This is a genomic window from Variovorax raffinosi (assembly GCF_051216615.1).
Classification (GTDB): Bacteria; Pseudomonadota; Gammaproteobacteria; order Burkholderiales; family Burkholderiaceae_C; genus Variovorax.
The window spans coordinates 116,894-132,908 of record NZ_JBPJZR010000010.1 but is presented as its reverse complement, the minus strand read 5'-3'; the positions used below and the strand labels follow the sequence as shown (position 1 = coordinate 132,908).

Below are 16,015 nucleotides of genomic sequence, written 5' to 3'. Positions count from 1 at the left end.
AACAAACAACGAACGGACTGAGGATCGACCATGAATGCGCCTGTCACTACGACCACTACCGCAACCGCTCCCATCGACCTGCAGCCCCCACAGGCCTTCACGCTCGAACCGCCAGCCGCCGTCGCGGTGGTGCCGGTGGAATCCGCCAGCGGCAAGGTGCGCCTGAAGCCCGAGGACGTGGCCGAGCTCGATGCGCAGGTGGCGCGCTTCATCGACGACATCACGCAGCACGACAGCCAGCATCCGCAGTTCAAGGAAGCGGTGGAGCGCATCCACTCGATGGGCACCAAGGACATCGAGGCCTCGGCGTCGGTGTCCAACCGCATGCTCGAGCGGCCCGTGGGCTCGCTGCGCAACGGCCTGTTCGACAAGGGCGCGCAGATCGGCCAGTCGCTGATCGACCTGCGCCACCAGGTGGAAGACCTCGACCCCTCGAAGCAGGGCGACCTGTTCTCGGCGCGAAAACTGCTGGGCCTCATTCCGCTGGGCAACAAGCTGATTGCCTACTTCGAGCGCTACCAGTCGTCGCAGACGCACCTGAACGCGATCATCGAATCGCTCAAGCGCGGCAAGGACGAACTGCTGCGCGACAACACCGCCATCGAGCAGGAAAAGGTCAACCTCTGGACGCTGATGGAGCGGCTCGAGAAATACGTGCACATCGGCAAGGCGCTCGACAGCCAGCTCGATGCCAAGGCGCGCGAACTCGAAGTGACCGACCCCGAGAAGGCCCGTGTGGTGCGCGAGGAAATGCTGTTCTATTCGCGCCAGAAGGTCACCGACCTGCTCACGCAACTGGCGGTGAACATCCAGGGCTACCTGGCGCTGGACATGATCCGCAAGAACAACCTGGAGCTGATGAAGGGCGTGGACCGCGCCACCACCACCACCGTGGCCGCGCTGCGCACTGCCGTGATCGTGGCGCAGGCGCTGTCGAACCAGAAGCTGGTGCTCGACCAGATCAGCGCGCTCAACGCCACCACCGGCAACCTGATCGCCAGCACCAGCGAGATGCTGCGCGACCAGAGCAGCGCCATCCACCAGCAGGCGGCATCGAGCACCATCGAGATCGCCAAGCTGCAGCAGGCCTTTGCCAACATCTACCAGACCATGGACACCATCGCCGACTTCAAGAGCCGCGCGCTCGATTCGATGCAGACCACGGTGGACACGCTGACCAACGAAGTCGCCAAGAGCCGCACCTACCTGGACCGCGTGCGCCGCCAAGAGACGACCCAGGCGCTGCAGCAGCCGCGCGGAGAGGTCGCGCTGTGAGTTTGGCGCGCATGCGCTGGCTGTTCGCGATCGCGCTGCTGGCGATGGGCCTTGCGGCTTGCGAGCCGCAACAGGACACGCAGGCCACCAAGGGCGCACCGGCGGTGGCGTCGAACGCCGCCTTCACCATCCTCGCGGGCTCGGAGCTGAAGGACCTCGAAGCGCCCATCGTCGATGCCGCGAGGGCAGCGGGCGTGGAGCTGAGGCTCTCGTACGCCGGCACGCTGGACATCGTCGAGCGCATCAACGCCGGCGAGCGCTTCGACGCGATCCTGCCGCCCAACGGCGCCTACCCCGCGCTCGCATTGCAGACCAAACCGCTGGCGCGCGACAAGCTCTTCTATTCGCGCATCGCGCTCGGCGTGAAGAACGCCAAGGCCGCGCAGCTCGGCTGGAACAAGCGCCCGCCCGGCTGGGCCGAGATCGCCAAGGCCGCGAGCAGCGGCCAGTTGCGCTACGGCATGACCAACGCCACCAGCTCCAACACCGGCATGAGCGCGCTGTTCGCGGTGGCGTCCGCGCTGGCCGGCAAGACCGAAGACCTGAGCGCGCAGGACGTGGATGGCAAGACGCTCAAGGCCTTTCTCTCGGGCCAGAAGCTCACCGCCGGCAGCTCGGGCTGGCTGGCCGAGGCGTACATCAAGGACCCCTCGGCCATCGATGCGATGGTGAACTACGAAGCCGTGATCCTGCGCGCCAACGAGAAGCTGCCCGCCGCCGACCAGCTCACGCTGATCTACCCGCGCGACGGCATGATCTCGGCCGACTACCCGCTGATGCTGCTCAACGCCGACAAGCGCGAGGCCTACACCCAGCTGGTGGCCACGCTCAAGGCCGCGCCGTTCCAGCGCGATGCGCTCTCGGCCGCCTTCCTGCGCCCCGCCAACCCCGAGGTGGCCACCGCCAGCGCGCTGCCCACGGCGGCCGTGGCCGAGCTGGGCTTTCCCAACCGGCTGGAAGTGATCGACGCGGTGCTCGGCACCTACCAGTCGCAATGGCGCAAGCCTGCCACCTCGATCTTCGTGCTCGACCTCAGCGGCTCGATGTCGGGCAAGCGCCTGGAATCGATGCGCGAGGCGCTCAAGCTGCTCTCGGGTGCCGATGCGGGCACGGCCAGCACGCGCTACAGCGCCTTCCAGAGCCGCGAGCGCGTGGTGCTGATTCCTTTTGCCACCCAGGTGTCGGCGCCCGTGTGGGTGCGCTTCGATGCCGACCAGATCGATGCCGCGCGCACCGAGCTGCGCCGCCAGGCCGATGCGATGCAGGCCGATGGCGGCACCGCGATCTACTCGGCGCTCGCGGCCGCCGAAGACCTCGCGCGGCAAGAGCAGCAGCGCGAGCCCGACCGCTTCGTCAGCATCGTGCTGCTGACCGATGGCGAGAACAACTCGGGCCTGAAGCTGCACGAGTTCCGCGAGCGCTATGCGCGCGGCCTGCCGGCGCGCATCTTCCCGATTTTGTTCGGCGAGGGCAACGTGTCCGAGATGCAGCAGATCGCGCAGCTCTCGGGGGGCCGCGAGTTCGACGGCCGCAAGCTGCAACTGGGCCAGGTGTTCAAGGAAATCCGGGGCTACCAGTGATGCCGGAGCGTTCGCTGAAGCTGCGGGCGCTGCTGTTTTTGTACGGCAATGCCAACATCCTGGGCTGCGCGCTGGCGCTGCTCGGGCCGGCCCTGCTGTTCGCCGGCGTCATCGATCGCGGGTGGCTGCTGATCACCGCCGGCCTGTACGTGGCCGGCTGGCTGCTGGGCCGCAAGGCGCCCGAGCTGGAGCGCCGCATCGAAGACAGCCTGAGCGTGGAGCAGACGCTGGAGCGCCTGGACCGCGTGGTGGCACAGGCGCAGCCGCACCTGACCGAGGACATGCGCAAGAGCCTGGACAGCGTGCGCGGCTCGGTGGGCGAGGTGCTGCCGCGGCTGGTGGGCGCGCGCTCGAACGGCGACGACCTGTTCACCGTGCGCGAGACCGTGCTGCGCTACCTGCCCGAGACGCTGGCCAACTACGTCGCGCTGCCGCCCGCCTTTCGCATCACCCATGCGGTGAAGGACGGCAAGACCGCGCGCCAGTTGCTCGGCGAACAACTGGGCCTGCTCGACGGCAAGCTGCGCGAGATCGTGGCCAACGTGGCTTCGAGCGACGCGGCTGCGCTGGTGGCGAACGGGCAGTTCCTGGAGAAGAAATTCAACCAGCCGGATTTTTTGGTGGGATAGGTCGTCGCCACAGGGCATAGGGTTGTTCGCCCGGATCGCGGTGCGCCTCGCGGATAATGCGAGCCATTCTTATTTGGCTCGTTTCCGCGAGCCGCCCCGATCCCTCCCAACCATGGCTCGAAGTGCTGCGTCCGCTGTTCAAGTGATTTCCCGCATCGCCGCGGGCGTGCTGGGCGGCTACGTCTTCAGTTGGGGCTTCATCGCCCTGGGCATCGGCCTGCTGTTCAGTGCGGGCATGCCGTTTCACGATGCCGAGTCGCTCAGCAGCATGCTGGCTTTTCTCGTGTTCCTCGTCGCCTTTCTCTGGGCCTTTGCCGCGGGCAGCGTCACGCGCGTGTGGCTTGTGCTGCTGGGCGGCGGCCTCGTCATGACGGGCGCGGCCTCGCTGGTGCAGCGAGCCCTGCTCTGATTTTTTTTCCTTAGGAACTCCCCCGTGTATCAGAACTTCCGGCTGTCAATGGCCTGGCTGCACACCTGGTTCGGCCTGACGCTCGGCTTCGTTCTGATGGTGGTCTTCTTCTTCGGCTCGCTGTCGGTGTTCGATCGCGAGATCGACCGCTGGGCGATTCCCCAGACGCGTTTCGAGCCGCAGCCGATGCCGTCGTTCGACCGCATGCTGCTGCCCATCTTCCAGGACATCAAGCCCACGGCCGAGAGTATCGAGCAGGCCCGCAGCCGCGTGAACGGGCCGATGGCCGAAAGCTTCAGCCCCAAGCAATGGGCCGCCTACACCACCCACCGCGACCCGGTGCTGAGTCTGTTCGCGAGCTTCACGCTGCCCAATGCCAAGGACCCGGAAGACGGCGTCTTCGGCGAACGGACCATCGACCCGCGCGTGGGCAAGGCCCTGCCGGACGACCGGCTCAAGATCGGCAGCGAGTTCTTCTATCCGCTGCACTACAGCCTGCACCTGGAATGGCTGAGCCTGGGCATGTGGATCGTCGGCTTCGCGGCGCTCGTGATGCTGGCCGCGCTGGTGAGCGGCGTGGTGATGCACCGCAAGATCTTCCGCGAGCTGTTCACCTTCCGCCCGGCCAAGCACACGCAGCGCAGCGCGCTCGACCTGCACAACCTGACGGGCGTGGTGGCGCTGCCCTTCCACTTCATCTTTGCGCTGTCGGGTCTGGTGGTCTTTGCGGGAATCTACTTCCCGGTCTCGCACACGCAGTTGGAGCCGCTGCACGAGATGCACGAGAAACTGGACGCCATGAAGACCGGGCTGCCGCACGACCGCGCGGGCGTTCCCGCCACGCTGGCGTCGGTCGATGCGATGGTGGCCGAGGCCAAGCGCCGCTGGGCCGCGCGGGACGTGGCTGGCGAAGTGGGCCTGCTCGTCGTGCGCCATGTGAACGATGCCAACGCCTATGTCAGCGTCTATCGCGCGGGCAACGATCGCGTCACCCTCACCGGCGAAGGCATTCACTTCAAGGGCGACACCGGCGAGCTGATCCGCGAAGACCCGCCACCAACGGTCGTGGCCGGCATCCTGGACTTTCTGACCGGCCTGCACCTGCAGCATTTCGAGCATTGGCTGCTGCGCTGGCTGTATGTGCTCGGCGGGCTGTCGGGCTGCGTGTGCATTGCCACCGGCTTCATCTTCTTCGTGGAAAAGCGCAAGCGCCAGCACGCGAAACAGGGCGTGAGCGGCGCGCGCTGGGTGGACGCCTGCGCGGTCGCTACGGTGACCGGCCTGCTGGTCGCGACCTTCACCATGCTCATCGGCAATCGACTGCTGCCGGACAACCTGCCGCTGCGCGGCAGTTGGGAAAAAGGCATCTTCCTGGGCGCGTGGCTGCTGGCCCTTGCCCACGGCATCTGGCGCACCGCGCCCACCGCGGAAGGGCGCATGTCACCCGCCTGGGCGGAGCAGTGCTGGGCCGTGGCCGTGCTGGCCGTGGCGGCGGTGCTGCTCAACTGGATCACCACGGGCGATCACCTGCTGCGCACGCTGGGCGCCGGCTACTGGCCGGTGGCGGGTGTCGACCTTTCGTTGCTCGCGAGCGCTGCGATTGCCGTCGTGGCCGCGCGCAAGCTCAAGCGGCGGGCAGACGCAGCGGTCACCGCGTCCGCGCGACCCGCACCCGACAACAACAACACCTCGGCCGCCCGGGCCTGACGCCATGTTCCTGTTCATTGCATGGCTCTTCAGCATTGCCGGTGCGGGCTTTCTGGCGCTGTCGATGGATGTGCACTGGGAGCAGGTGCGCGCCGACGCGCAGTGTTCGCTGCGCGTGGTCCGGCTCCTGCGCGTCCTGGGCGCGGCCTGCCTTGCGGGCTCGCTCGTCCTGTGCCTGCACGTGGACCATGTGTCGATGGCCTCGCTGGTCTGGTTCATGACGCTCGCCAGCGCGGCGCTGGTGGTGGCGTTCACGCTGAGCTGGCGACCGCGCTTGCTCAGTCCGCTGGTGGCGTGGATTCCCGCGGCCACCAGCGCATCGAAAAAGTAGCGCGGGCCCTTGCTCGATGCAGCGCGGCCCGCGTGAGGCCCCGCCTCAGAACGTCAGAACGGGTAGTGGCGCGGCGTGGTCTGCACCGTGATCCAGCGCAGCTCGGTGAAGGCTTCCACGCCGGCCCGTCCGCCGAAGCGCCCATAGCCCGAAGCCTTGACGCCGCCGAAGGGCATCTGCGCCTCGTCGTGCACCGTCGGGCCGTTCACATGGCAGATGCCGGCTTCGATGCGCTGCGCCACGTTCCATGCGCGCGCCACGTCGCGGCCGAACACGGCCGATGAAAGGCCGAACTCGTTGTCGTTGGCAATGGCCACGGCTTCTTCCACGCCGCTGACGCGCACCACGGCCTTCACCGGGCCGAAGGATTCTTCGCGGTAGATCTCCATCGCCGGCGTCACGTGGTCGAGCACGGTGGCGGGCATCAGCGTGTTGGTCGCCTTGCCGCCGCACACCAGCTTGGCGCCCTTGGCCAGCGCATCGTCGATGAGCGCGTTGCAGCGCTTGACCGTGCTCATGTCGACCACCGAGCCGAGCACCACCGGGCCTTCGCGCGGATCGCCCAGCGGCAGGGTCTGCGCGCGCGCCGCGAACTTTGCGACGAATTCATCGGCCACGGCGTTGTCGACCACGATGCGTTCGGTCGACATGCAGATCTGGCCTGAGTTGGCGAAGGAGCCGAAGATCGCGGCGTTGACTGCCGCGTCGATGTCCGCATCGTCCAGCACCACGAACGGCGCCTTGCCGCCGAGTTCGAGCACGGCGGGCTTCAGGTACTTGGCGCAGGTCTGCGCGATCAGCTTGCCGACGCGCGTCGAGCCGGTGAAGTTGACGCGGCGCACGGCCGGGTGCGCCACCATCGCCTCGACCACGGCGCCCGCATCGGCGGGCGCGTTGGTGACGAAATTCACCGTGCCCTTGGGCAGGCCGGCTTCGGCCAGCGCTTCGATGATGAGCGCATGCGTCTCGGGGCACAGCTCCGAGCCCTTGAGCACCACGGTGTTGCCGCAGGCCAGCGGCGTTGCGATGGCGCGCGTGGCCAGGATCACCGGTGCGTTCCACGGCGCAATGCCGATCACCACGCCGGCCGCCTGCCGCACGCCCATGGCCAGGCTGCCCGGCACGTCGGAGGGAATCACCTCGCCGCTGATCTGCGTGGTGAGCGAGGCGGCTTCGGTGAGGATGCCGGCCGCCAGATGCACGTTGAAGCCGGCCCACAGCGCCGAGGCACCGGTCTCGCGCGCCATCGCCTGGATGAAGGCATCGGCACGCGATTCGAGCGCGTGCGCGGCCTTGAGCAGCAGCGCCCGGCGCGCACCGGGGCCGGTCTGAGACCAGGTGGCGAAGGCGCGGTGCGCGGCCTCGACGGCAGCGACCGCATCGGCCGGCGTGCCGGCGGGTGCACGCGTGGCGATGCCGCCGTCCAGCGGATTGCGGCGCTCGAAGGTGGCGCCGCCAGTGGCGGCGCGATGCTCGCCGTCGATGAACATGGAGATGTCGGTCATGAGGTGTCCTTCAGGGAAAAAAGAGGGTGGATGAATGGATGAATGGATCAGGCGACGCCCAGGTAGGCCTGGCGCACCACGTCGGAATGCAGCAGCGCCTGCGCCTCGCCCGAGGCGACGACGCGGCCGCGTTCGAGCACATAGCCACGGTCCGCGGCCTGCAGCGCCTTGCGCACGTTCTGCTCGACCATCAGCACGGTCACGCCTTGCGACGCGATGCGGCGCACGATGGCGAGCAGCTCGTCGACCATGCGCGGCGCAAGGCCGAGCGAGGGCTCGTCGAGCATCAGCAGGCGCGGCCCGCTCATCATGGCGCGCGCCACCGCCACCATCTGCTGTTCGCCGCCGCTCATGGTGCCGGCCAGTTGCGTGGCGCGTTCCTTCAAACGTGGAAAGTCGTCGAAGGCGCGTGCGAGGCGTTCGGCGCGAAGGCGCGCGGGAATGAGCCAGCCGCCGAGTTCGAGGTTCTCGGTCACGGTCATCTGCGGAAAAAGCTGGCGGCCCTCGGCCACCAGCGCAAGGCCGCGCCGCACGCAGGCAGTGGCCTCGCCCGAAGGCAGCGCGGCGCCGTCGAGCAACGCCTCGCCCGAGCGCGGCAGCAACCCGGCCAGTGCCTTCAGCAGCGTGGTCTTGCCCGCGCCGTTGGGCCCGAGCACGACGGTGATGCCGGGCGACACATCGAGGTCCATGCCCTGGATGACTTGGAAGCCGTGGTAGCCGGCGGAGAGGCCGTGCACGTTGAGTTGTGCGGCACTCATGCCGTGGCCTCCATCTCATCGCCCAGATAGGCCTCGACCACCTCGGCATTGCGCACCACTTCGGCCGGCGTGCCATCGGCGATCTTGCGGCCCTGGTGCAGCACCAGCACGCGTTCGACGTACTTCAGCAGCGTGGCGACCGCATGCTCGATCCACACGACCGTGAGGCCGTGCTCGTCGCGCAGCCGGCGGATGCGCCGCGCCATCGCATCGACCTCGATTTCGGTGAGGCCCGCCGCCACCTCGTCGAGCAGCAGCACGCGCGGCCGGGTGCCGAGCGCCATGCCGATCTCCAGCAGGCGTTGCTGCGAGGGCGTCACGTCGGCGGCGATGTTCTTTGCGAGGCCTCCGAGGCCCAGCATGTCGAGAATTTCGCCCGTGCTGCCCAGCCCCGCGATGGGCGCGCGATGGCGCCCCGCGAACTGCATGCCGAAGCGCACGTTGTCTTCGAGCGTCATGTCGGCCATGACGCGCGGCGTCTGGAAGGTGCGCGCGATGCCATGCGCCGCATAGAGGTGCGGCCCGCGCCGCGTGAGGTCGACGTTGCCTTCCACCAGCAGTTGGCCCGAGGTCGGCATGACCACGCCAGAGATGGCGTTGAAGAAGGTCGTCTTGCCCGCGCCGTTCGGCCCGATGATTCCGACCAGTTCGCCCGCATGCAGCGTGGCGCTGACCGCGTCCACGGCCGTGAGGCCGCCGAAGCGCACGGTGAGTTCGCGGGCTTCGAGAAGAGGCTTCATGTCACTCATGGCCGTGCCTCCGCAACGCCGCCGTCTTGCGCTGCCACAGCGACGCCAGGCCATTGGGCAGGTACATCACGCACAGGATCAGCAGCAGCCCCAGCACCATCATGTAGCCGTAGGGCAGTTGCAGCCGCAGCGTTTCCGACAGCAGGCTGAACACGATGGCCGCGGCCACCGGCCCGCCGATGCTGGCTGCGCCGCCGATCATCGCGATCAACACCGTCTGGAAGCCGATGAAGGGGCTGAACACCGCCGGCGGATCGATGTAGGTCCAGCGCACCGCCATCGCCGCGCCGACTGCGCCGGCAAAGGCTGCGGTGAGTGCGAAGCCCATGATCTTCACGCGGCGCGTATCGACGCCCAGCGTCTGCGCCCGTTGCTCGTCGGCGCCGATGCCGGCCAGCGCCAGCCCGAAGCGGCTGCGCTTGACCAGCAATGCCGTCGCAATGGCCGCACCCGCGATCGCCAGCACCGTGAGGTACACCGTCTCGTTCGACGGCACGACGGTCAGCACGCGGCCGACCGTGCCCGACACCTGCTTCTCGACGAAGGTCACGGCGTGGCGGATCAGCTCCGTCATGCCGAAGGTCAGCACCGCGAAGTAGGTGCCGCGCAAATGCAGCACCGCCGCGCCCATCACCACCGCCACCACGCTGGCGATGGCCGCACCGCACAGGATGACCAGCGGCCACGGCAGCACATCGAGCAGCGTGGCACTGGCATAGGCGCCGAGTCCGAAGAAGGCAGAAGTGGCAAGTGACAGGTAGCGCGTGGCACCGCAGAACAGCGACCAGCTCGTGGCCAGCGCGATGTACATCAGGCAGCCCAGCGCCACCGAAGCGACGAACTCCGAGGCGATCCACGGCACGGCGGCCGCCAGCACGAGACCGATGGCCAGCACCCACCACGGCTTGTTTTGAAAGAGGGAAATCATCTGCGGGAGAACAGTCCGTTGGGCCGCCAGATCAGCACGCCGATGAACACGGCATACGACAGCAGCATCTTGAGCGAGGGGCTCGTGTAGTACATGCCCAGCGCTTCCACCACGCCCAGCAGCAGGCCGCCGACGAGGCTGCCCGCGATGCTGCCGAAGCCACCGAGCGTGATGACGATCAGGGCCGTCACCGTGTAGGGCTCGCCCATCGAGGGCGAGATTTCATAGGTCATCGACAGCAGCGCGCCGGCCACGCCCGACAGGCCCAGGCCGATGCCGAACATCAGCGGATGCAGCCGCTTCGTGTTGATGCCCACGAGCTGCGCGCCGGTGGGCGACTGCATCAGCGCGCGCACCGCCTTGCCCAGCAGCGTGAGCTTGAGCAGCGCGATGAGACCGAGGCTCAGCGCCAGCGCCACGCCGAACAGCACCAGCTTGTTGGCGGTGAAGCGCATCTCGCCGAACTGCACAGGATCGGCCAGGTAGTCATAGCCGCGCAGGTCGCCGCCCCAGATCAGCAGCGCGGTGTTCTGCACCAGGAACATCAGGCCGAAACCCACCATCAGGCTGCGCGCTTCGAACACGTCGACGTTCGGTGCGCGCGCCGCCACCTGCCGGAAGCACAGCCAGTGCACCGCCATGCCCAGCACCATCAGCACCGCGAAAGCCACGGGCATGAAGACCAGCGGCGAGATGCCGAAGGCCGTGTGCGCCCACCACGTGAGAAAGGCGCCCAGCATCAGGAACTCGCCGTGCGAGATGTTCATGATGCGCATCAGCCCGTACTGCAGGTTCAGCCCGATCGCGACCAGCGCATAGATGCCACCGGTGATCAATCCGCCGGCCAGAAGCTCGGCCCATCCAGTGAATGACACGCTGTTATTTCCAGGCCGGCTTCGGCATCAGTTGCGCGGTGGCGCGGTCTTTCGGCCAGACCACTTCGAAGTCGCTGCCCTGCCACTGCGCGACGGTGCCGGGAATGGACGCGTTCTCGCTGCCCTCGAAACGGATCGGGCCGAGGATGGTCTTGAACTCGTTCTTTGCGATCTGCTCGCGCAGCGCCTTGCGGTCCAGGCCCACCTTCTCCACCGCCTGCTGAAGAATCTGCAGGCCGGCCCATGCATGGCCGCTGGCCCAGCGGTCGGGTTCCTTGCCGAACTTCTTCGTGTGCGCGTCGAAATACGCCTTGGCCTCGGGGCTGGTCTTGCTGTTCCACGAGCCCATGCCGATCACGCCTTCGGTGTTGGCCGCCATCACGTTCTTGTAGAGCTGGAAGGCGGTGCCCACCGAGGCGTAGAAGTACTTGGGGTTGAAGCCCACCTCGCGCGACTGGCGGCTCGCCAGGATGGTGTCCGGCGGGTAGGTGATGCCGATGAAGGCATCGGGGTTCAGGTCCTTCATGGTGCGCAGCACGGGCGCTAGGTCTTTCACGCCCAGCGGGTAGCTCTTGCGGTCGAGCACCTGGATGCTGGTTTTTTTCAGCGCGGCGTTGAGCGCGGCGAAGTTCTCCAGCCCGAACAGGTCGTCCATGTAGACGATGGTGATGGTCTTCACGTTGTTCGCCACCAGCATGTCGACCAGCGCGCCCATCATCTTGTCTGGCTGCTGCAGCAGCGAGAAGAAGAAGGGCAGGTGCATGTCGATCAGCTTGCGCGACAGGGCCGTGGGCGCCAGCAGCGGATAGCCGAAGCGGTTGGCCAGTGGTGCCACAGCGAAGTTGGCGCCCGAACCCCAGGGCGGCAGCACCAGGTCGACCTTGTCGCTGCCCATGAGTTTTTCGAAGGTGCGCACGCAGGTCTCGGTCTCGCTGCGGTCGTCGTAGCCGATCAGCTCGATGGGGCGCTTCGTGCCCTTCACCGACAGGCCGCCCGCGGCATTGACCTGCTCGGCCCACAGCAGGTAGTTGGGTTCCTGGCTCACCTGCGCGCCGGCCGCCCACGGGCCGGTGCGCGCGATGGCGTAGCCGATGCGCACGGGCCCACTTTGCGCGAACAGTTGCGGCGCGACGGCGGCCGCGCCCAGCGCGGTGGCGGTGCCCTTGATCCAGTGGCGGCGATTGGGGTGAAGCATGGAAGTCTCCTGTGGGCGTCGACATGCGCCCGCTGCCCGGAATCGTAGAAACGCGGGCCTTCGGGTGCTGTGCCCGCCGCGCACAAAGCACTTGACGCAGCGTGCACGCGCCTAGTGGTTAACCCGAAATCCCTTGGGGCTTGAAGGCACTTCACAATGCGCGGCACCCCGGCTCCGTGTTGAAATCTTTCGTTCTCGCTGTCCCCGCCTGCATGACCGCCTCCCTGCTCCTGTCCACCGACCAGATCCCGCCGAAGGAGCGCGGGCCGCTGTGGTGCGAGTGGGTGTGGCGCCACTTCGGCGGCCTGGGCTCCGACCTGTACGACGACAGCGAATTCGACGGCCACCTTGCGGCCTCGCATGCGGGCGACGTGATCCTCACGCGGCTCGAAGCCAATCGGCATCGCGTGCTGCGCACCACACAGATGGCGCGCATGAGCGAAGCGCCCTACCTGAAGATCGTCGCGCCCTGGCAGGGCCTGGCCGAGGTCACGCAGCGCGGCCGCGCCGCTGCCGTGCGTTCAGGCGGATGGACGCTCTACGACACCACCGCCGACTACACCGTGGCCAACCCCGAGCGCAGCGACCACCTGATCGTGATGCTGCCGAAGGACCAGCTCGCCACGCCCGCACTGCCGCTCAATGACCTCGTGGCGCGCCGCATCGGCGGAGGCAGCGGCATCTCGCGCGTGGCGCTGGAGACCATGCGCAGCACCTACCTGGAGCTGCCCTTCATGAGCGAGGCCGCCGCGCGCGGCGCGGGCGAATTGCTGATCCAGTTGGTGCGCCTGTCGCTGATGGAACTCGCGGGACAGGAAACACCGCAGACCCAGCGCGAAGCGCTGAAGGACCGCATCCGCCGCCACGTTGCGCAGAACCTGCACGACCCGGCCCTGTCGATCGACAGCATGGCGCTGGCCCTGCGTTGCAGCAAGCGCCTGCTGCACAGCGCCTTCGCGGGCGACGACGAAACGCTGACCGGCTACATCCAGCACCAGCGGCTGGCCGTCAGCATCCGCGAGCTGCTCGATCCGGCGAACGCGGCGCGTTCCATCACCGACATCGCGCTGGCCGCCGGCTTCGGCAACCTTTCGCACTTCAGCCGCGTGTTCCGCGAGCACACGGGCGGCAGCCCGAGCGAGTTCAGGCGGCAGGCGGCGCAGCGCTGACGCTGCTGCCGGCGTTCTGCGGCGCTTGCATCGCATCGTCCACGCTCCACGGCGCATACACCTCGGCCTTGAGGTCGGGCGAATCGACCTTGGCAAGCAGGTCGCGCACGTTGTCCTTCACGCGCGCCAGCGACAGGCGCGCGCCGCGCACGCGCACGTAGGCAGCAAAGTCGCACATCGCCTCGATGCTGGTGGCATCCAGGTCCGGCGATTCTTCGAGGCTCAGCACCATGCGCTGCAGCCCTGGCGTGGCGTCGATGCGCGCACGGATCGACGCGAACACCGCATCCGCATTGCCGAAGAACAGCGGCACCTCGGGTCGCGCGATCAGCACGCCCGGCGGCACCACGGCCTCGGGGTGGCGGCTGGTGTCTACATAGTCGTGGCTCTGGCCCAGGCGACCGAGCCAGCTCACGGTGGTGCGAGAGAAACCACGCAGCAGCATCAAGAGGCTCACGCCGATGGCGGCCAGCAGCCCGTCGAGCACGCCCAGCAGCAGTACGGCGGCAACAGCCACCAATGCCACCAGCCGGTCGCGCCGCCAATGGAAGTACGGCCGCAGCGACGAAGGGTTCAGCGAGTGGCTCACCGCGTTGATGACGATGGCCGCCAGCAGCGGCTCGGGCGTGTGCGCGATCCACGGCAGCAGCGTGAGCACGGCCACCAGCACCACGAGCCCCGCCACGATGCCCGCCGCGCGGCTCTGCGCGCCTGCCGATTCGTTGGCCGAGGTGGCCGAATAACCCGCGCCCACCGGCATGCCCTGGAACAGCGCCGACAGCAGGTTCGCGCCGCCCAGCGCGAGCAGGTCGCGGTTGGCCGACACGTTGTCGCCGTGGCGCATCGCGAAGGTGCGGATCGAGCCATAGGACTCGGCATAGAGGATCAGCGCCATCGCAAAGGCCAGCTCGCCCAGCCCCAGCCATTGCGCGCGGTCGAGCGAAGGCACGCCCGGGTGCGAGAAGTCGAGCGAGATCGGCCCCACCGCCGCCACGCCCCAGGCATGGCACAGCCCGCTCACGTCGAGCGCGATGCCGCACACGATCACCAACAGCGCCGCCGGCACCGCGCGCCATCGTGCGAGGACGCGCAGCAGCACCAGTGCGGCCAGCGCCATCGCCGCGCCGGCCAGGTTCCAGTGCCGCCACTCGGACACCAGGCCCGCGATGAGCCGGAAGAAATCGCTGTGCGCGGGCTGCACCGCCAGCACCTTCGGCAACTGCTTGATGACGATGGTCAGCGCCAGCCCGAGCGCGAAGCCGCGCAGCACCGGCTTGGCGATCAGGCTCGACACCGCGCCGAGCTTGGCAATGCCGGCAATCACGAAGAAGACCCCCGCCAGCAGCACGATGCCCGCGCCCAGCGCCAGCCGCGTGGCGGTATCGACACCGGGAATCGAGGTGGTGGCCGCGAACAGCACCGCCGCCGACGACGAGGTGGCCGAGACGATCGCGAAGCGGCTGCTGCCGAAGATGCCGTAGACCAGCAGGCCCGCGAAGAGCGCGATCACACCGGCTTGCGGCGGCAGCCCCGCGATGCCTGAATAGGCCACCGCCTCGGGCAGCAGCAGGCCCGCGATGGACACGCCCGCCACAAGGTCGGCGATGCCGGGCCGGCGCGACGTGGTGTTCACGGTGCGGGCTTGTGATGGTGGTCGGCGGTGCGCGCGAGTGCCACGGCCTTGTCGATGCTGATCCGGGTCGGGTGGCGTTCGTCGAGGGCGACGGAGATCAGGTTGGGTTTGGCGGTCATGGCAAGGCCTCTTGTTGTGCTTGTTGAAACCGGTGGCAGCGCGTCGGCGCCATCATCGCCATCGACAGGCCGCGCCACAAGTGGCCCGCACGCTAGCAGCCTCAGACGGACCGGAACCTGACGGCGTGCGCGATGTGCGCGGCCCCTGCGGGCTGGAAGCCGTTGACGCCCTTGGCGTCGTAGCGCGCCAGGGCTTGATGGCCGTCCATGTCCTCTTTCAGCGCGAAGCCCGTTTCCAGCAGCAGTGCCTTCAAGTCCGCCGGGGCAAAGCCGCAAAGGAAAGCCTCGCCCACCGCCGACACCTCGCTCTGCAGCTTGCGGAAGGCCTCGGCGTTCTGGTGGCCGGGGCGCAGGGCGGTTTCGTCGATGTAGGTGAGGACCAGTTCGCTGCCGGCGGGCGCGCAGGCGGCGATGGCCTGCAGGGCGGCAAGGTTGGCCTGCCGCGTGAGGTATACGGTGACGCCGAGCCACGAGAAGAAGCTTGGCTTCGTGGCCTGGAACGGCGATCGCGCGAGCGCGCTGCCGAGGCCTTCGACCGACAGGTCCGCCTCGATGAAATGCACCAGAGGCGATTCGGCAACGCCGCACTCCCGCAGGCGCTGGCGCTTGAGTTGCTGCGTGGCCGGGTGATCGACTTCGTAGATGGTCAGGCCCTCGGCCCACGCAGGGAGGCGGCAGACGAAACTGTCAAAGCCCGCGCCGACGATCACGTATTGGTTGATGCCCCGGGCCACGGCGTCCTTCAGTGCGTCTTCCGTGTAGCGCGAGCGCAGGATGACTTCGGGGTACCCCGCGTTGGCATGCAGTGCCGCGTCAAGCACTTCGTCGGGCGTTGCGTCGGTATCCGAAGGATCTCGTTGCGCCATCGCCCGCTCGCGGAAGGCCGCGCGCACGGTCTCCGGAACGAGACGGTCGCCCCACGGATCGTCCAGCAGCGGGGCCGGGTCGCTGCGCGAATGAAGGGCCCGCATGAGCGAGGTGGCAAGGGCGGTGCGGCTGGCATGTGATGGATTCACTGAAGAGGCTCCGGCGTTGAGAGGGCGCGAAGTGTCGGCCCCCGCGACGCATCTGTACAGGGCTTTGCTCAAGGCGATCCGGTGCCCGTGGTGCGCCAGCAGCGGCGGCCGCGCTTGTCGCGCAGGCACCATGAATG

At 67.9% G+C, this 16,015-nt stretch carries 16 protein-coding genes; 7 read left to right on the top strand and 9 right to left on the bottom strand.

The window, feature by feature from the left end:
* Window positions 1-30: 30 nt before the first annotated feature.
* From ACSFB7_RS26570 to ACSFB7_RS26545, 6 genes are all read left to right on the top strand, one after another.
* Complete coding sequence (locus ACSFB7_RS26570; protein ID WP_435475338.1) at window positions 31-1,275, top strand: toxic anion resistance protein; 1,245 nt, start codon at window positions 31-33, stop codon at window positions 1,273-1,275.
* Window positions 1,272-2,855: a vWA domain-containing protein gene (locus ACSFB7_RS26565; protein ID WP_435475337.1), complete on the top strand. Its 1,584-nt coding sequence runs from the start codon at window positions 1,272-1,274 to the stop codon at window positions 2,853-2,855. Before ACSFB7_RS26570 ends, ACSFB7_RS26565 begins: the two co-directional genes overlap by 4 nt.
* The gene (locus ACSFB7_RS26560) at window positions 2,855-3,484 is read left to right on the top strand and encodes a hypothetical protein (RefSeq protein ID WP_435475336.1); all 630 of its coding nucleotides are present in this window, start codon (window positions 2,855-2,857) and stop codon (window positions 3,482-3,484) included. The genes ACSFB7_RS26565 and ACSFB7_RS26560 overlap by 1 nt, the downstream gene beginning before the upstream one ends.
* Window positions 3,485-3,596: 112 nt before the next feature.
* On the top strand, window positions 3,597-3,893 hold the full coding sequence (locus ACSFB7_RS26555) for an iron uptake protein (protein WP_435475335.1): 297 nt from the start codon (window positions 3,597-3,599) through the stop codon (window positions 3,891-3,893).
* Between the two features lie 24 nt (window positions 3,894-3,917).
* Window positions 3,918-5,600, top strand: a complete 1,683-nt coding sequence (locus tag ACSFB7_RS26550; RefSeq protein ID WP_435475334.1) for a PepSY-associated TM helix domain-containing protein — start codon at window positions 3,918-3,920, stop codon at window positions 5,598-5,600.
* A 4-nt stretch (window positions 5,601-5,604) separates the two neighbouring features.
* Window positions 5,605-5,931, top strand: coding sequence for a DUF3325 domain-containing protein (locus ACSFB7_RS26545; RefSeq protein WP_435475333.1), 327 nt, complete (start codon window positions 5,605-5,607; stop codon window positions 5,929-5,931).
* A 53-nt stretch (window positions 5,932-5,984) separates the two neighbouring features.
* Here the strand turns inward: ACSFB7_RS26545 and ACSFB7_RS26540 are convergent, their stop codons facing one another.
* Genes ACSFB7_RS26540 through ACSFB7_RS26515 form a run of 6 tightly spaced genes read right to left on the bottom strand, consistent with a single transcriptional unit; the run spans window position 5,985 to window position 11,941 of the window.
* On the bottom strand, window positions 5,985-7,436 hold the full coding sequence (locus ACSFB7_RS26540) for an aldehyde dehydrogenase (protein WP_435475332.1): 1,452 nt from the start codon (window positions 7,434-7,436) through the stop codon (window positions 5,985-5,987).
* A gap of 47 nt (window positions 7,437-7,483) precedes the next feature.
* On the bottom strand, window positions 7,484-8,194 hold the full coding sequence (locus ACSFB7_RS26535; protein ID WP_435475331.1) for an ABC transporter ATP-binding protein: 711 nt from the start codon (window positions 8,192-8,194) through the stop codon (window positions 7,484-7,486).
* Complete coding sequence (locus tag ACSFB7_RS26530; RefSeq protein WP_435475330.1) at window positions 8,191-8,943, bottom strand: ABC transporter ATP-binding protein; 753 nt, start codon at window positions 8,941-8,943, stop codon at window positions 8,191-8,193. The genes ACSFB7_RS26535 and ACSFB7_RS26530 overlap by 4 nt, the downstream gene beginning before the upstream one ends.
* Complete coding sequence (locus ACSFB7_RS26525) at window positions 8,936-9,871, bottom strand: branched-chain amino acid ABC transporter permease (protein ID WP_435475329.1); 936 nt, start codon at window positions 9,869-9,871, stop codon at window positions 8,936-8,938. Before ACSFB7_RS26525 ends, ACSFB7_RS26530 begins: the two co-directional genes overlap by 8 nt.
* Window positions 9,868-10,746, bottom strand: coding sequence for a branched-chain amino acid ABC transporter permease (locus ACSFB7_RS26520; RefSeq protein ID WP_435475328.1), 879 nt, complete (start codon window positions 10,744-10,746; stop codon window positions 9,868-9,870). Before ACSFB7_RS26520 ends, ACSFB7_RS26525 begins: the two co-directional genes overlap by 4 nt.
* Window positions 10,747-10,750: 4 nt before the next feature.
* Window positions 10,751-11,941 carry an amino acid ABC transporter substrate-binding protein gene (locus ACSFB7_RS26515; protein ID WP_435475327.1) on the bottom strand — a complete coding sequence of 397 codons (1,191 nt, stop codon included), beginning with the start codon at window positions 11,939-11,941 and terminating at the stop codon, window positions 10,751-10,753.
* Between the two features lie 212 nt (window positions 11,942-12,153).
* On the opposite strand from ACSFB7_RS26515, the gene ACSFB7_RS26510 reads away from it, so the two are divergent.
* Entirely contained in the window at window positions 12,154-13,110 is a 957-nt protein-coding gene (locus tag ACSFB7_RS26510; protein WP_435475326.1) for an AraC-like ligand-binding domain-containing protein, read from the top strand.
* On the opposite strand, the gene ACSFB7_RS26505 is transcribed toward ACSFB7_RS26510, so the two are convergent.
* The 3 genes from ACSFB7_RS26505 to ACSFB7_RS26495 all read right to left on the bottom strand — a co-directional run bounded on the left by ACSFB7_RS26505 (window position 13,085) and on the right by ACSFB7_RS26495 (window position 15,878).
* Window positions 13,085-14,743 carry a SulP family inorganic anion transporter gene (locus ACSFB7_RS26505; RefSeq protein ID WP_435475325.1) on the bottom strand — a complete coding sequence of 553 codons (1,659 nt, stop codon included), beginning with the start codon at window positions 14,741-14,743 and terminating at the stop codon, window positions 13,085-13,087. The genes ACSFB7_RS26510 and ACSFB7_RS26505 overlap by 26 nt on opposite strands.
* Entirely contained in the window at window positions 14,740-14,862 is a 123-nt protein-coding gene (locus ACSFB7_RS26500) for a hypothetical protein (RefSeq protein WP_435475324.1), read from the bottom strand. Before ACSFB7_RS26500 ends, ACSFB7_RS26505 begins: the two co-directional genes overlap by 4 nt.
* Before the next feature lie 101 nt (window positions 14,863-14,963).
* Window positions 14,964-15,878, bottom strand: coding sequence for a class I SAM-dependent methyltransferase (locus ACSFB7_RS26495; protein ID WP_435475323.1), 915 nt, complete (start codon window positions 15,876-15,878; stop codon window positions 14,964-14,966).
* Window positions 15,879-16,015 lie beyond the last annotated feature (137 nt).